This window comes from Alteromonas sp. CI.11.F.A3, assembly GCF_032925565.1.
Classification (GTDB): Bacteria; Pseudomonadota; Gammaproteobacteria; order Enterobacterales; family Alteromonadaceae; genus Alteromonas.
Genome location: NZ_CP136708.1, coordinates 1,565,133 through 1,581,264 on the forward strand (window position 1 = coordinate 1,565,133; position 16,132 = coordinate 1,581,264).

16 protein-coding genes are annotated in these 16,132 nt (G+C 42.7%); 9 read left to right on the forward strand and 7 right to left on the reverse strand.

Features of this window, described 5'->3' with window-relative positions; translation table 11 throughout:
* Window positions 1-9 precede the first annotated feature (9 nt).
* The 4 genes from ylqF to R1T43_RS06655 all read left to right on the forward strand — a co-directional run bounded on the left by ylqF (window position 10) and on the right by R1T43_RS06655 (window position 2,979).
* Window positions 10-1,017 carry a ribosome biogenesis GTPase YlqF gene (gene ylqF / locus R1T43_RS06640; RefSeq protein ID WP_317354200.1) on the forward strand — a complete coding sequence of 336 codons (1,008 nt, stop codon included), beginning with the start codon at window positions 10-12 and terminating at the stop codon, window positions 1,015-1,017.
* A 33-nt stretch (window positions 1,018-1,050) separates the two neighbouring features.
* Window positions 1,051-1,536 carry a transglutaminase domain-containing protein gene (locus tag R1T43_RS06645; RefSeq protein ID WP_317354203.1) on the forward strand — a complete coding sequence of 162 codons (486 nt, stop codon included), beginning with the start codon at window positions 1,051-1,053 and terminating at the stop codon, window positions 1,534-1,536.
* 180 nt (window positions 1,537-1,716) lie between these two features.
* On the forward strand, window positions 1,717-2,250 hold the full coding sequence (locus tag R1T43_RS06650) for a DUF2780 domain-containing protein (RefSeq protein ID WP_211070486.1): 534 nt from the start codon (window positions 1,717-1,719) through the stop codon (window positions 2,248-2,250).
* A 240-nt stretch (window positions 2,251-2,490) separates the two neighbouring features.
* Complete coding sequence (locus tag R1T43_RS06655) at window positions 2,491-2,979, forward strand: WbuC family cupin fold metalloprotein (RefSeq protein ID WP_211070487.1); 489 nt, start codon at window positions 2,491-2,493, stop codon at window positions 2,977-2,979.
* Between the two features lie 161 nt (window positions 2,980-3,140).
* Here R1T43_RS06655 and R1T43_RS06660 read toward each other — a convergent pair whose 3' ends face one another.
* Window positions 3,141-3,596, reverse strand: coding sequence for a hypothetical protein (locus R1T43_RS06660; RefSeq protein WP_317354207.1), 456 nt, complete (start codon window positions 3,594-3,596; stop codon window positions 3,141-3,143).
* Between the two features lie 390 nt (window positions 3,597-3,986).
* Between R1T43_RS06660 and R1T43_RS06665 the strand changes: the two genes are divergently transcribed.
* From R1T43_RS06665 to R1T43_RS06675, 3 genes are all read left to right on the forward strand, one after another.
* Window positions 3,987-4,223 carry an XRE family transcriptional regulator gene (locus R1T43_RS06665; protein ID WP_211070488.1) on the forward strand — a complete coding sequence of 79 codons (237 nt, stop codon included), beginning with the start codon at window positions 3,987-3,989 and terminating at the stop codon, window positions 4,221-4,223.
* A gap of 58 nt (window positions 4,224-4,281) precedes the next feature.
* Entirely contained in the window at window positions 4,282-4,911 is a 630-nt protein-coding gene (upp, locus tag R1T43_RS06670) for a uracil phosphoribosyltransferase (protein ID WP_057790428.1), read from the forward strand.
* A 246-nt stretch (window positions 4,912-5,157) separates the two neighbouring features.
* Window positions 5,158-6,189 (forward strand): LacI family DNA-binding transcriptional regulator, encoded by a 1,032-nt coding sequence (locus R1T43_RS06675; RefSeq protein WP_317354212.1) that lies wholly within the window; start codon window positions 5,158-5,160, stop codon window positions 6,187-6,189.
* A gap of 14 nt (window positions 6,190-6,203) precedes the next feature.
* Here the strand turns inward: R1T43_RS06675 and R1T43_RS06680 are convergent, their stop codons facing one another.
* From R1T43_RS06680 to R1T43_RS06705, 6 genes are all read right to left on the reverse strand, one after another.
* On the reverse strand, window positions 6,204-6,707 hold the full coding sequence (locus tag R1T43_RS06680; RefSeq protein ID WP_317354214.1) for a hypothetical protein: 504 nt from the start codon (window positions 6,705-6,707) through the stop codon (window positions 6,204-6,206).
* Between the two features lie 77 nt (window positions 6,708-6,784).
* On the reverse strand, window positions 6,785-7,375 hold the full coding sequence (locus R1T43_RS06685; RefSeq protein WP_126871640.1) for a thymidine kinase: 591 nt from the start codon (window positions 7,373-7,375) through the stop codon (window positions 6,785-6,787).
* A 5-nt stretch (window positions 7,376-7,380) separates the two neighbouring features.
* Window positions 7,381-9,420: a bifunctional diguanylate cyclase/phosphodiesterase gene (locus tag R1T43_RS06690; protein WP_317354217.1), complete on the reverse strand. Its 2,040-nt coding sequence runs from the start codon at window positions 9,418-9,420 to the stop codon at window positions 7,381-7,383.
* A gap of 206 nt (window positions 9,421-9,626) precedes the next feature.
* Window positions 9,627-9,914, reverse strand: coding sequence for a hypothetical protein (locus tag R1T43_RS06695; RefSeq protein ID WP_317354220.1), 288 nt, complete (start codon window positions 9,912-9,914; stop codon window positions 9,627-9,629).
* Window positions 9,911-10,234, reverse strand: a complete 324-nt coding sequence (locus R1T43_RS06700; RefSeq protein ID WP_317354223.1) for a hypothetical protein — start codon at window positions 10,232-10,234, stop codon at window positions 9,911-9,913. The genes R1T43_RS06695 and R1T43_RS06700 overlap by 4 nt, the downstream gene beginning before the upstream one ends.
* 292 nt (window positions 10,235-10,526) lie before the next feature.
* Window positions 10,527-12,776 carry an acyl-CoA dehydrogenase gene (locus R1T43_RS06705; RefSeq protein ID WP_208805746.1) on the reverse strand — a complete coding sequence of 750 codons (2,250 nt, stop codon included), beginning with the start codon at window positions 12,774-12,776 and terminating at the stop codon, window positions 10,527-10,529.
* A 263-nt stretch (window positions 12,777-13,039) separates the two neighbouring features.
* On the opposite strand from R1T43_RS06705, the gene R1T43_RS06710 reads away from it, so the two are divergent.
* Together R1T43_RS06710 and R1T43_RS06715 are read left to right on the forward strand one after the other, a co-directional pair.
* Window positions 13,040-15,349 (forward strand): efflux RND transporter permease subunit, encoded by a 2,310-nt coding sequence (locus R1T43_RS06710; protein ID WP_317354229.1) that lies wholly within the window; start codon window positions 13,040-13,042, stop codon window positions 15,347-15,349.
* Complete coding sequence (locus tag R1T43_RS06715) at window positions 15,336-16,130, forward strand: outer membrane lipoprotein-sorting protein (protein WP_211070494.1); 795 nt, start codon at window positions 15,336-15,338, stop codon at window positions 16,128-16,130. The genes R1T43_RS06710 and R1T43_RS06715 overlap by 14 nt, the downstream gene beginning before the upstream one ends.
* The last annotated feature ends 2 nt before the right edge of the window (window positions 16,131-16,132 follow it).

The following is a 16,132-nucleotide window of genomic DNA, read 5'->3' on the forward strand; positions in this document are numbered from 1 at the left end:
ATAATAACAGTGGCCTTACAATGGTTTCCTGGGCACATGCACAAAGCCCTTAAAGAGATTAAGGAATCGCTTAGTCAGGTAGATGTACTGATTGAGGTGCTTGATGCACGCATCCCGTTTTCAAGCGAAAACCCAGAGATTGCAAAATTACGAGGCGATAAGCCGTGCATAAAAATTCTCAATAAGTACGACTTGGCCGACCCGGAAATAACGGCGCAGTGGCAAGCATACTTGGAATCTGAACGTGGGGTTAAAACCCTTACTACCTCTAGCGATAACCCTGCTAGTAGTAAACAAGTGATGGGGCTGATTAAAACCATTTGTGCGCACAAAGACGTGCAGCATAAAGCGATTAAAGCCATGATCACGGGAATTCCAAACGTAGGGAAGTCTACCCTTATAAATATTTTGGCCGACCGTATTATTGCTAAAACGGGTAACGAGCCAGCGGTGACGAAAAGCCAGCAACGTATTAATTTAGGTGATGGCATTGTGCTTTTCGATACCCCAGGGGTGTTATGGCCAAAGCTAGAAAACCCTAATTCTATTTATCGTTTAGCCTCTTCGGGTGCTGTTAAGAACACCGCCATGGAATATGATGATGTAGGGTTTTACGCAGCGGATTACCTAATTAAAGCGTATCCTGAAGTGCTAAAAACGAATTACAAATTAGAAGACATTCCCGATACTGAAATTGAGTTTCTAGAAGCCGCAGCGAAAAAGCGGGGCGCGATAATGACTGGTGGGCGCGTAAATCTTCACAAAATATGTGAAGTATTATTGAACGAACTGCAATCAGGTAAATTAGGTAGAATAACCCTAGAAACCCCTGAAATGATTGAAGCAGAAAAACGTGAAATAGCAGAAGCGGCAGCAAAGAAAGCGGCTGATAACGCCAAGCGCAAGCAACGGTTCAAAGATGGCTCGCTTACGCCAGATAAAAAAGCTAGAAAAGAAAAACGAAATGAAAAGCGTGAAGCACAAAGTATAAGAATGAAAAAAAACGTGAAGAAGTAGCGCGCGCAAAAGCATAGCGCAGATAGTTTTGTTGTGGATTTAAGCGAGCCCAGTACGAAAGCGTTCGTTGCTAGCTATCAACAAGCTTATGCCGATGTGCCTTTTAAGTTAGAGCATCTTGCAGCCTTTGTTGATGGCTATATTGTTGACCCAAACTATATTCACGGTTTTAACATTGCTTCGGTGGTTGCCAGCCAACGCAGCGGTGATTGCACAGAATATGCGGTACTGACAGCGGCATTGGCTCGCTCTTTAGGTCTATCTGCAAGAGTCATTATTGGTACTGTCATTTTTGAGCAAACTGACCATGTCAATGCGTTTGGGCACGCTTGGACTGAAGTGTGGCATGATGGACAATGGCACATTGTAGATTCAGCCTTATATCGCTCAGATGCAACACAGCAATTTTATTTGCCAGCCTCTGAATTAGACAACGAAGGGCCGGGTTATGGGATGGGGCTTGCTAGGGCCTTTGTACTTATGCCCGAGAAACTTGATTCACTTCGTAGTAGGCCCTGAAGGTATTCACACATCTCTGATATAACAGCTCAGCCCTGTAAGAATAAGTGCTAGGGCGTAGTTTTATCCTTTTGCCTAATTGCGATAATTTCAAATACGCATAGAATTGTGGCTCTTAAAATCACTAAGGATGGATTGTCGGCAGCGCCCTTTGCACCCTGCTCACAATAAAAAATAAATATGAAAAAAATTTACGCTCTAGTTTTAGTATCAGGACTTACCGTTGCTCCTCAAAGCCATGCCGAAGGATGGTTGGATTCCCTTAAAGGCTTGTTTGGTATGACCGAAGAAGTTGAAGCCGTACCCAATATTTCTGACATGACACGCTCAGTCAGTGACGCGGTAGGCATTACTGAATCTCAAGCGACAGGTGGCTTAGCATCTATCTTCAACTACGCAAAAGATAATATTTCAGCTAGCCAGTTCAGTGAGCTTAGTAACGCGTTGCCAGGGCTTGATTCTCTATTGGGCTCAGTGCCTGATATTAGCAACGTCACTTCTGAAGGCGGTTTAAGCAGTATTCTTGATAAAGCCGCAAGTTATAGCGATAGCTTTAAATCAGTTAATGAATTGAACAAGCAATTTGAAGCGCTAGGCCTAGAACCAGAGCAGATTATGCAAATTGTGAATAGTGCAAAAGCTTACCTTGATACCGAGCAAGGGCAAGAGATTAAAGCACTATTGGTTGAAGGTTTAGGCAAGTTCAGCGGCTAACCTAATAGGCTAACATAAAACGCTAAGCCTAAGGCTCAGACTGTGACCGAATGACAAAGGCGAGCAATATGCTCGTCTTTTTGCTTTTTCAACACTGTCGATGCTAACGTAAAGGGTACTACAAAATACGAGAAGCCCTCGTTGACCGGGCTACGCGTTAATCTAAATGTGCAGCCCTTTAGCCCTTTTGGGCGTCGAAGACAGGCAACCCTGTTAAAAAAGCAATACAAGGAAGGTGTCATGCTTAACCATATCCAGCTTTTTAATCACGAACAGCGCGACGCACTTAAAGAAAGTGCGAAAAATAGCCCAAGACGAAGAGCGAATCACAACGTTCATAAAAGTTATGAAGATTTAGTCCAGCGCCTATTCATTGCAATGGAGCCAGACTCTTATGTTCGTCCGCATCGCCATACCCAAGAGCACAAATGGGAGTTTTTTATGGCTGTGGAAGGGAGTATCGATTTACTCTTTTTTGACAACAATGCTGTATTGACTAGGCGCATAACCTTAAGCGCCGGAGGTGATTGTGTAGGGGTAGAGATCCCGCCTAACGTATGGCATGCCACGGTTTGTTTTGAGCCAGTGGTATTTATGGAAGTGAAACAAGGGCCCTACGAAGTCATGGACGACAAGGGCTTTGCAAGTTGGGCGCCTGAAGAAGGCGATGTAGCGGTTGCGGCTTTTTTAGAGAAACTAAAAGGGGCTGAAATAGGTACGCAGTTTTAACGTTTATTGTGCTTGAAACAGAAGCTCGCAACAGTCGCTTGTAATAAAAGTTTGTGATTAACGTTTCATCCAACATGCGTTAGCACTTTTGATATTTATCAAAACATGAAAAGTGATCGCCCATACCGCGATTAATAAGTGTATGAGCGATGACTTATCAATTAATAAGGATTGGCAAATTTGAGTTTATCTTCCTCTGACGCTGATTCTTGGCACTCGCCGAGAAGGTGATAACGGCCTTCAGTTTCATGAGTATCAATTTCGATATAGCCATTACGGCAATATTGCGTTTCAAATAACTTTTCACTCAAAGTATCGTAAAAAGCTTCCATACGTTCGGCATTACGATCGTTACCGCCCCTAGCTTCTGCGCCACCATTTTGGCCGCCACTTCTGCCGCCGCGACCACCACCTTCACCACCTCGAGAAGGGCGCTGACTGCTGCCATTTTCTCGATTACCTCGGCTCGGCATACCAATGCTAAAGGCAAATAATTTGGTGCCATCAGGGTTAATCTTGGTTTCGAAAAACACTTCACCTTGATCTCGGTGGTCTGGTTTACCGGCGCAGCCTGCTAAAACGCTAGTAGCAACTAAAAAGGGAACAAGTAATTTCATAATTATAATTTTTGAGGTAGCTAAAGATAATCTTAAGAGAGAGTTTAAAGGTGAAAGTTGCCAAGTAAAGTGTAAGTTTCTGGTAAAGGTGAATAGGGTAGTCGACAAATTCCAAAATGGAAAGTCGTTGTTATTGCCAATAATAATGGTATGGTTAAGGATAAGTGAACAGCGCACGTGCGCCTTTCAACTATTAAAGAGAACTCATTATGCAAAACGTTACTTTTAATTACTTTTACAATTATACCCAATAATAGCGCCTGACGCTGAGTGTTCAGGGGCAAGTATTCGCTTCTGGGCATAGCATAAAAGTAAGAACGTTTTGCAAAAGCCCAGAAAGGTTAAACTATCTGGGTTTTTTTATGCCCAAAATATATCGGCGGCAAAACAATGAGAGAATTAACGTTAGGTGAAATTAGAAAGCAACACAGAGTAAAACAAGAAGTGGTGGCGATGGCGCTTTGCGTTACTGCTTCTGGCGTAAGTAAACTTGAGTCGAAGCGCATTCAAGATGTGCCTCTTCATAGAGCGTCGGCTTACCTAGCGGCGGTAGGGGGAAGCATTAGAATAGAGATGACATTACCTGACGGTAGCACCGTGAATGTAGGAGAAAATACGTTAGGTTAATTTTGCCTAAATGGAATGAGCGGTTAAACTGTGTAAAACAGATACTTAAGGAAGTAAAATGGCCGTTCATGAAATAACTCACCCATTGATTGCACACAAATTAGGGTTAATGCGTTATGCCAAAATTAGCAGCAAAGACTTTCGAGAGTTAGCATCAGAAGTAGGTAACTTACTGACATACGAGGCAACTCGAACACTACCCACAGAGCGTGCGGTGATAAAAAGTTGGTCTGGTGATGATGTTGAAGTTAAGCAAATTAAAGGTAAGAAGATTACCGTGGTCCCTATCCTTCGTGCTGGGTTGGGCATGCTAGAGGGCGTATTAGAACTAATCCCTAATGCAAAAATTAGTGTGGTTGGTTTGTATCGCGACGAAGACACACTGCAGCCTGTTGCCTACTTTGACAAAGTAGTAAAAAATATTGACGAACGCACCGCGTTAATCGTTGACCCAATGCTTGCGACTGGCGGTACGTTAATTGCCACCATCGACCTACTGAAGCAAAAGGGTTGTAAGAAAATCATGGGGCTCTTTTTAGTAGCCGCGCCAGAAGGTATTAAAGCTGTGGTCGATGCCCATCCTGATGTAGAGATTTTCACTGCAGCTATTGACCACCGACTGGACGAAAAGGGCTACATATTGCCTGGATTAGGTGATGCAGGCGATAAAATATTTGGAACACGGTAATCACAACAGTGATAGTTATCAAGGTAACTAAGCACAATAGTCTTCATGCCTCATTCGCTTAAAACCTTTCAGTCATAGGTATTCGATAAGAGGTGTGAATTAATCGTTTAAGTGGTGATATAGTTAAGGTTATCTTTACTGTAAATAGCGGGTAGCAAACAACTAGGTAAGCTTAAAGTGTGTTTTATGCGCAAATAGTTACTGTTAGTGTTGTTGCTAAAAACGCAGGGAATAGTACAAATAAAAATGACCAAAACAAAATTGACACTTAAAGATGTAGCGCTGCAGTTAGGTGTGTCTACCGCCACTATTTCAAATGCATTTAATAGGCCCGATCAACTTTCTAAAGCACGTCGAGAGCATATCCTTGCCGAGTGCGATCGCATTGGTTACACCGGGCCTAACAAAGCGGCACAAATATTAAGAAAAGGGCGTTCTAATATTGTCGCCTTAGTACTGGCTGATAGTATTCCTTATACCGTCAGTGACCCTGTGGCCAGCACCTTCATCAAAGGGGTTTCAAGTATATTGCAGCAGCAAGGTAAGCACCTGCTTCTTTATGCGGGCGACTCAGAAAGTATCCTCGATGTGGTGGATTTCGTTGATGGGTTCATTTGTTACGGTGCACCACGAAATTATAAGTTAGCGGAAGAGCTGGCCAAACAAAGTAAACCTGCTATTACAGTAGATTTCGATATTGAAGGGCTTCCTTCCGTTAATATCGATAATTATAACGCCGCGTATCAAATCGCTAAAAATGCCATTTCCCCAGGTGATCATGTCGCCATTTTAGGGCTGCGATTAATTGAGTCTCCAAGTACCTGCCGCATTTATGACAGTCCGCTTATCGAAGTTCAAACTTCTATTTCTCATCGCCGATTAGACGGTTATATGAAAGCAATTGATGAAAGCGAAGCAACAATTTCAAATGATTGGGTTTGGCACATTCCAGAAAGTGAACGGAGCTTCGCAAAGCAAGCGGCTAAAGAGGTGTTAAATAGTAACCCTAGGCCTAATACCGTCTTATGTATGAGTGACATTATAGCCCTAGAACTACTGCAATCAGCGCTTTCGATGGGGATCAAAGTACCTGAAGAGCTAAAAATTACAGGCTTTGACGGTATTGAAGAAGCAGACAGAACGCGCCCTAATTTAACTACTGTTTGCCAATCAAGTGCGCTTAAGGGAGAGATGGCCGCACAAGCCTTGCTCAGCGAATCATTGAAAAGCACAATACTACCCTTTGAATTGAAGGTGGGTGAAACCGTAAGTGCTTAATGGCTAATCTTGTTTTAGGGTGTCTCACTGTCGTAAAACATAGATGTTATTTGCGCCACACGCTTTAAGTTATCGATATCATTTTGAGACCATTGGATTGCACTGTGTGTCTTTTCGCAGCATATAACACCAATAGGGTTGAACTGGTGGTGGAAAGTGAAATCCAGTAGTGAGTAAATGTCGTTTGGCTTAAAGTAATTTTCGTTGAAACACTTGGTGGCAGGGTGGTTGCGGGCATCTGAAGCTACTAACACACTTTGTTTTAATATGTCGTCAAAATAATTGGGAATATCTTCTTCAGATAGCGATAAACCATGGGTTGGCAAATTTTGGCCATCCTGATTTAACGTAAGGCACCGGATTCGGGTTTTGTTTTCTTCAAATCGCCATAAGCTTATTCGGTTCGCAGCTGGAATACTTAGTCGAAGGCACGACACTATCGCAGATAGTTTATCCTGCTCATCCAATCCGCGTTTTGATAATGAAATGACGAGTGTTGTATAGCGGTCTAGATCCAAAGCGACACTCTTTGAGGTAATTCAAACGTACTAGTTGAAGTATATACTTACTTTCAAAGAGTGAAGTTCAAGAAACATTAAATTTTGTTTTTATCCCAGACCAACTCTTTAAAATGCTTTCTGCACATTGACTCGTAGCGATCGTTGCCACCAATTTGTACTTGATCTCCATCGGTAACCGCATTGCCGTCTTCATCTAGCCTTACCACGAAGTTCGCTTTGCGCCCACAGTGGCAAACCGTTTTAAGTTCGAACAACTTATCAGCCCAAGCCAGAAGGTAGTGGCTTCCTTCGAAAGTGCCACCCAAAAAGTCAGTACGTAATCCGTAAGCCAGAACGGGGATATCTAATTCGTCTACCACTTCTATTAACTGACGAACTTGAACTTGTGTTAGAAACTGTGCTTCATCAATGAAAATACAATCTAAGCGCTTTTCTTCATTATCTTGTTTAATGGCTTCATATAGATCGTCATCATTGCCATAAAGTTTTGCGTCGGCTTGTAACCCAATTCTAGAGGTTACTTTTCCTACGCCATAGCGGTCATCAAAGGCAGCGGTATAAATCAGAGAGTGCATGCCTCTCTCGCGATAGTTATAAGCTGATTGTAAAAGAGAGGTCGATTTTCCTGCGTTCATTGCAGAGTAATAAAAATAAAGTTGAGCCATGAATATTATTTGTTTTCGTTATACCAGGTTTTAAGGTCGCTCAATGGCATTGGTTTAGCGTAAAGAAAGCCTTGGATATAATCCACACCTAGGGTCTTGATGTGGTTCATTTGGTCTAAGGTTTCAATGCCCTCAGCAATAGTCTTACAACCAAACTCGTTTGCGATGAGCATGGTTGCGCGCATAATAGTATCACTACCTTCATTGGTATTCTGTACAAATGAGCGATCAATTTTTATAAAATCACACGGCATTGACTGCAATCTGCTTAAGGAAGAGTACCCTGTACCAAAGTCATCGATTGATATCTTAACGCCCCGCGCCTTAACGTTATGTATTTGGTTTGCAACCGCATTAACATTGTTGGCGAACACGCTTTCTGTTATTTCCAAGTAAAGGCGGGAAGGGGCAATATTGGAAGACGCTAGCACCTTATCCAGCGTATTAATGAAGGTTTCATCAAGCAACTGACTAATAGATACATTCACAGATAACGCGATGTCATCTTCGAATGGCCATTCGGTTGCATCTATACAGGCATGGTTTAACACCCATGCGCCTATTTCAGGCATTAACCCTGTGCGCTCAGCTAGGGGAATAAAGCGCGCTGGTGAGATTACTTTGCCATCACAATTCCAACGCAGTAGCGCTTCAACCGATGTTAGCTTTTGTGTATCGGCGCAAATAATAGGTTGGTAGTGCACAGTAAACGCGTTTTTATCTATGGCATGTCTTAATTGCTCACAAAGTCGCTGTTCGCTCTTTATTTTTTCATGTAAGTCTTCACTAAAAACGCCGATAGTGCCCCGTTGTTTGCGTTTTTGATCGTACATGGTCAAGTCAGCTTGTTGAATAAGCGTCATGGTGTCATTGCCATGCTCAGGGTATATCGCAATGCCGATAGTGGCATCTAGTGTGATTTGGTTTTCTAAAGCTATGATAGGCTCTGTGACTCCGCTACGCATAGCATGGGCAACGGCCACTGCGGTATGAACGGTTGCGTAGGGAGTTACCGCAACAAATTCATCACCTCCCCATCTGGCAAGATGATCTTTTTCGCAGTATTCGGCAAGTCGGTTAGCAATTTCTGCAAGTACAATATCGCCGACCTTATGCCCTAAACTATCGTTTACCTGCTTAAAACCATCTAAATCGATAAACAAAACCGCAAGGTTATTATCAAGCGCTTTGGTGCTTTCAATGAGAGTATTTAACTGTTTGAACAGACCGTTTCTGTTCAGTAAATTAGTTAGCGGATCTCTATTAGATAATCGAAAAATATCGGCGGTACGTTTCTCAACTTCATCTTCTAAATTGGCATTAGCATCATCTAACTGCTCGTTAGATTTACGCAGCATGGCGTTAATTTTGGCCGTCTCTTTTCTATCGGCTTGCATCTGCTCGACAAGACGGTTGTTCTTATACCTCAGCGATACGGTGTCAAAAAAGAATCGGTGGTAACGCAGGGAGCTAACCAGTATACCGATACAAAAAATAAAGCCCAATATACCCAAAACAACAAAATTTCTATCATCGTCAAACAAGGCTCTAATTGATATGGGCACAAGCAATGACGTGGTGTAGACAAAAACGAAAACTTTACTCGGCGCTAATACTGAAGCTGCACCACCGGCCATCGCGCCTAAGACAACCATGGTTGTCGCTAACTCTACAGGGGACATAGAGGAGTAAAGAAGTATTGAATAAAGTGCCCATACCGCAGAGGCTAAATACACGCCAATCGCGAACCTAAATTTTACAGGTCGCACATTATATTCGGTGCCTTTTAATCTCGTTAACCAGAAAAGGCCATCCGCAAACCGAAGAAGAATAACCGTGCTCATTGCGATAAAAAGCAATACTTTTGAGTTTTGGGCTTTTTCGGTATCGAATCCGAAACCGAACGTTAAGCCTAAAAAGGCAACGAAGGTCATGACTAAACCAGTAAACATATTACTGTTTAGCATATCTACCATGTCGCGCTGCATTTGCGGCGTTATGGGAATAGGGGAGGTTGAACCTCTTTGTTTATCAAAACTTTTCACTATAAATCTACGTTCCAACTCAATAAGCTTTTAAGCTAAATTTGGTGTGAAGTTTTATTGGTTTAGTAAACAATAGCAGTGATATAGCTTTTACTGCTTTAAATCTACACACTTACCTTGGTTAAATTACACGCAAACCATCAAAATTGCTATGCGACGTAAGAAGTAACGGTTTTTATAGCAACGGCCATTTAGCGCCAATCGCGTTAATTACTAGCCTTAATTGCATTAACTTCCTTTAAAACGGTACTCAGAGCTTTTGATAAGTCTTCCTGCAGGTGAAGATATTTGTTGTTAACCACATGAACGATATTGTGCTCTACAATAACAAGATGTTGAGCACCTAAATTTTTAAACGTAGCTTCATCGGAAAAGTCGGTCGGCAATAACGCATAGTCGTATCGGCCTGAAACGAGTAGATTCACAACTTGGTCGAAGCGGTCGTATTCACGGATATCTGCGGTAATGACAAGACCACAATCGTCTATATTCACGTTAAATCGGGTAGTGGCGGCAATGGCGATATTAGGGTTTGAAAGCACACTGCTTTCACATAGGCTATTACGATGCACAATAAAATTGTCGCGCCTTTTGCTATAACAGGGTGCAAGATATAAAAATTGCTAAACTCGCCTGCAACTAGTTCGTAGCGAACGGTATCGGCATCAGTAACGCCTTCATCGAGTAATCGAAGACCTCGCTCACCACCCACTTCAATAAACTCCACACTGATGCCAAGTTTGCTATAAGTTCTGGCAACAATATCGTTGTAATGACTCACCACTCTAGGGTGCCCCACATAACCAATGAGCATAGGCGAATCGTCAGCACCATTAGCTAAACAATCAGCTGAGCAAATAAAAGAAAAAAATAAAGCAGTACTAAGAAGCTTTAGTATTTGCATAAATCTTTATAGATAAGAATGGATATATAAAGCGTAGATGTTAAAGGGGGAATTTTCACCCTTTAGTGCAAGCCACGACGGTTTGAATATACAAGGAGGGTAGGCTGCGCTTTTTTGCGCTAAAGCAAAGTCACTTTCACATACAAAAAAGCTCCGGCCATAGGCCAGAGCTTTCTATAAATAGCGAGCTAAATAAGTAGTACTAAGCCGCGTTTTTTCCGCCATCGATTGCGCGCAACGTCTCAGTTGCTGGCAATAGTTCCATGTCGAAAGTGTACTCATCAACACGAACCGCCAATTGGCGTTTTTCGTTGTAATCATGCAACTGTGCAGCTTCTTCGGCATTAATAACACCTTTTTCTTGAAGCTTGTTTAGTGCGTGTTCAAACGAGATAAACGGCACTACTGGCTCTTTGCGAAGGGCTTTTTGCACTTTACCTAACAGGTGTGCAACCGCATGTTTCGCTTTAAACGCTTGTTCGTTAATATCGTTACCATCACCTGGGCTAACGCGAACTAAGTGAGTAAGCTGCGCTTTCACACTGTTGTCTTGCATAGATGCCATAGACAATTCACGTACTAGGTCATCGCTGATACCTGCAACACTGTTTGAGTAAGTGTTGGTCAGTAAGCGCATTAGGCCACGCGTCGGTGTGTTCGGGAAATTGTTGATGAAGTTAACAATTGCCTGATCAGCTTGTTGTAATGACCATTGCATAGCGTATTCGAAATACGGTAGTGCAAGTTTACGGTCTTCAATGCGCTGCTCGTAAAAACGAATGGCTGCCATTGCACCGTAAAGGTAGCTCATCACATCACCCAGACGGGCTGAAAGTAACTCAGCCTTCTTAAGGTCTCCGCCAAGTACTGCTAGTGACAAGTCAGCAAGAGGCGCTAGTTTAGCTGAAATGCTGTTTACACGCTTTTCATACTTACGTACTTCAGGCAATGCAGACTCTGAACCGCGTAGGAAAGGTAGGTAACCTTTACCAAAACTGCGGAATGCATTCTTAACACTAAAACCAACAGTTTTACGTAACACTTTGTTGAATTCTTTATCAGCAGAACTTTCGTTGCTGTGAATAAGGTCAACCATGTCTTTCAAGTATGGGTGGCAACGCATTGCGCCTTGACCGAAAATCATTAGATTACGAGTAAGAATGTTTGCACCTTCAACCGTAATGGCAATAGGAAGTGCTGCATATCCACCGGCAAGGGTATTTTGCGGGCCGCGCTGAATCGCTTTACCTGCTTGAATATCCATAGCCGAGTTCATCACATCACGACCAAGTTCGGTCATGTGATATTTAGCAATAGCGGTAACAACCGATGGTTTAACACCTAAGCCTAAGCCTTCAGTGGTAAGTACACGCATGGCTTCCAATAAGAAAGTCTTACCCGCGATGTCTGCCATCTTCTCTTGAATACCTTCGAAGCGACCAATCGGCACACCGAACTGCTCACGTACAAATGAATACTCAACCGTACCTTTGAATGCAGATTGTGCTGTTGCAACGCCCATCGCTGGAAGTGAAATACCACGACCTGCACCAAGACACGCTACTAGCATCTGCCAACCGCGACCGATATTTTTCTGACCACCGATAATAAATTCCATAGGAATAAATACATCTTGGCCACGAGTTGTACCGTTATAAAAGCGCACGCCCATAGGGTCGTGACGGTTACCAAGCTCTACACCAGGGTGAGACTTAGGCAGTAGGGCACAGGTAATACCTAGCTCTAGTTTGTCACCAAGTAATTGCTCTGGATCGAATACTTTAAATGCCAAGCCAAGTACGGTAGCAATTGGCGCTAGCGTAATATAACGCTTGTCCCAGCTGATACGAAGACCAAGTACTTCTTCGCCGTTGTACTCGCCTTTAGTGACGATAGCGGCATCAGGAATAGCACCGGCATCTGAACCTGCTTCTGGGCTAGTTAGGGCAAAACACGGGATATCACGACCATCAGAAAGGCGTGGTAACCAGTAATCTTGTTGGGCAGTCGTACCATAATGCATAAGCAACTCACCCGGACCTAATGAGTTAGGTACCATAACGGTTACTGCGATTGCACCAGATTTTGCCGCTATAGTGGCAACAATCGTTGAGTTAGCGTACGGGCTAAACTCAAGACCACCAAATTTTTTAGGAATGATCATTGAGAAGAAACGGTTCTTACCTAAGAAGTCTAAAACGTCTTGAGGAATGTGATCGCCGTTGTTTAACTCGAAATCATCAATCATACCCAGTAATTCTGATACTGGGCCGTCCATAAATGCTTGCTCTTCAGCGCTCAATTTTGCTTGAGGAATATCACGAAGTGCCTGCATATCAGGTTTACCCTGATAAATAGAAGATTCAATCCAAACGTCACCCGCGTCTAACGCTTCCTGCTCGGTTACAGAAATTGGTGGTAACACTTTTTTTAAGCTAGTTCTAATACTCATATTTGACTCATCCGCTCATCTGACCAGTTGTATGATGTTAATACTACATCAGTTTCAGAAAAGATCAAAAAAATTGCTCATAAATAGTGTTGTATATGTAAAATTTAATAAAAAGAAGCGATTACGATAGTGCTTTAAATGGAAGATATGAGCTTATGTAACAAATGTGAGGCAGCATCTAAAAATATTCTGGTAACTGAGTTATGTTTATTAACCATTTACGGGTAAACTTTCGATAACAGAGCGAGTTACAGGAAGTTGTAATGCAAGAAACATCATCGAACACATCAAGGTGGTTTGCGTCACCAAAGTTAACTATCTGTGTGGTTATTGTTGCGATGTTAGTAGCGATAGTCGGTGCCAAAAATTTATACTTTAGGGGCGACTACAAAGTATTTTTTGAGCCTGACAATCCGCAACGACTTGCCTTTGAAGAAATGCAGAACATATTTAATAAAAGCGAAAATGTCGCTTTTATGGTGGTGCCCGACGACGATAATGTGTTTAAACCGTCTACCTTATCTTTAGTTGTTGAGCTTACAGAAGCTGCATGGCAACTCCCTCTTTCTACCCGCGTGGAGTCCATATCTAACTTCCAATACACCTACGCCGAAGATGACGATCTTATTGTAGAAGACTTAATTACCACGGGTTCGCTCTCGAATTCAGAAATAACGGATATTAAAAATGTACTTGATAGTACCCCTGAACTAACCGGAAGGTTAGTATCGTACCCAGGAGATGTTTTGGTAGTGAATACGACCATTCAACTACCTGACGGCGACCAAACGAAAGAAGTAATCGAAATCGCCACGGCTGCCACTGCATTAAAGCAGCAGTTAGAGGAAAAATACCCCGGCCACACTATCTACCTTACCGGTATGGTTGTAATGAACGATGCCTTTGCGGTGGCTGCACAGCAAGACGCAAGTACGCTTATTCCCCTCATGTTTTTCCTTATCATTGTCATGATAGGCGTGATTGTTCGTTCCGTGTTTGCAGCCCTTGCCACATTATTAGTGGTCATTGTATCTATTGCCACATCCATTGGTGTATCTGGCTGGCTTGGTATGTTCCTAAGTACCGCTACGGTAAATGCCCCCACCATGATAACCACGCTGGCAGTGGCTGACTGTATCCACATCATTGTGGGTGTGCAGTACTTTCTTGGGCGCGGCCTCACTAACGCTAATGCGATCAATGAAAGCTTAAGAATTAATACTAAGCCTATTATTATCACCAGTGTTACCACGGCGATTGGCTTTTTAATGCTGAACTTTTCTGCCGTTCCTGTCTTGTCCGATTTAGGTAACATGACTGCATTTGGTGTAATGCTCGCTTGTGTATTATCGCTTTGGTTCCTGCCTGCTTTATTGCTATTGAAGCCGCTAAAAGTGAAGACAACAAAAAATAATAAGATCTTCGAGCGATTGGGAAATAGAGTCACATCGAATTACCGAGCTCTGTTACCCATTTGTGCGGTAGTGATTGTGGGCATCAGTTTTTTTGCTACCAATAACGAGTTAAATGATGTTGCAGTGAAGTACTTCGACGATAGAAGTACGTTTGGCCAAGCGGTGGAAATAAATGAAGAGAAGCTTGGTGGTATGTCTAACATCGACTTCGTCATTTATTCTGATACCCCTTATGGTGCTACAGAACCTGACTTTTTAGCGCGAGTAGAATTACTCACTAAATGGCTGCGCGATAAAGAAGACGTTCATCATGTGCTGTCATTTGCCGATACATTAAAACGGTTAAATAAAAATATGCATGGTGATGACGATACTTATTATCGATTACCAGAAGATGGGGAGCTGGCCTCGCAGTATGTTTTGCTGTACGAAATGTCGCTGCCATTTGGTCTAGACTTAAGCAATCAGTTAGATATTGATAAATCGGCAATGAGAATTATCGCCGTTATTGATAACTTAGGCAGTAAAGATTTAACCGCATTAGAGTCTGATGCCAAAGCGTATTTTAAAAGCCTTGGCAGCGACAACCGTCTGGAAGCCGCAAGTCCGCCTTTAATGTTTGCGCATATTGGCGATCGAAATATGGAAAGTATGGTAAAGGGCTCTATTTATGCCTTAGTCCTTATTTCTGTTTTGATATTGTTCGCGTTACGTTCGTGGCGACTGGGGTTGGTAAGCTTGTTTACTAATTTGCTACCCGCCGCTATCGGGTTTGGCGTTTGGGGGTTAATCTCTGGCCAAATTAATATGGCACTGTCGGTGGTTATCAGTATGACCATGGGCATTATTGTTGATGATACAGTGCACTTCTTGTCAAAGTATCAGTCGGCGAGGCTGACCCGTAAGTCGGTTAAAGAAAGTGTACTTTATGCATTTAATACGGTTGGAATGGCACTGACCACAACCACAATCGTGCTGACAGTCGGCTTTAGTGTGCTAGCGTCTTCAAGCTTTATGCTGAATGCACATATGGGCATTTTAACCATTATAATTATCGTCGCGGCTTTGGCCGTCGACCTTATTTTCCTACCCGCGTTGTTAATGTGGTTGGATAAAGATGAAACCCCGTTACCGGAGAAGAATAGTGAGATACATTAGCCTTGTTTTACTGGCGTCGTTCATATCTATCACCACATTTAATGGCGTTGCCGCCGAGAGTGAGCCTAGCGCAAAGGGACTGGAAATAGCGCAAGAGCGAAAAGCGAGAGATCGTGGGTGGAATAATTCAGAGGCCAAAATCTTAATGGTACTGCGCAATGCGCAAGGCCAAGAAGCAACCCGTAAACTCAACGTGAAATCGATGGAGTTAACCGATGATGGTGATAAAGCACTAACGGTTTTTCAATCGCCTCGGGATGTAAAAGGGACTGCATTTTTGAGCTTCTCCCATGTTTTCGATGCTGATGAACAGTGGATATTTCTTCCTGCTTTAAAACGGGTAAAGCGTATCGCGTCTAGAAACAAGAGTGGGCCATTTGTCGGCAGTGAGTTTGCTTTTGAAGACATGACATCATTCGAAGTAGAGAAATTTTCTTATTCCTATGTGGGTGACGAGACGATTAATGGTGAAGCCTGCTTTGTATTAGAGCAAGTTCCTCAATATGACTATTCAGGTTATACGCTGCAAAAAGTATGGATTGATAAGTCTCACTACCGTGTACATAAAGTTGAGTTTTACGATAAGAAAGGGGCGCTACTAAAGGTGCTTGAGCTAAAAGATTACGAGCTTTATAAAGAGAAATACTGGCGTCCTATTCGCAGCGAGATGACGAACGTACAAACGCGTAAGTCTACGTCGCTAATTACAGAAAGCTTAATTTTTGATACCGACTTGTCAGAATCAGATTTTGACAAAAACAGTTTAAAAAGAGCGCGGTAATT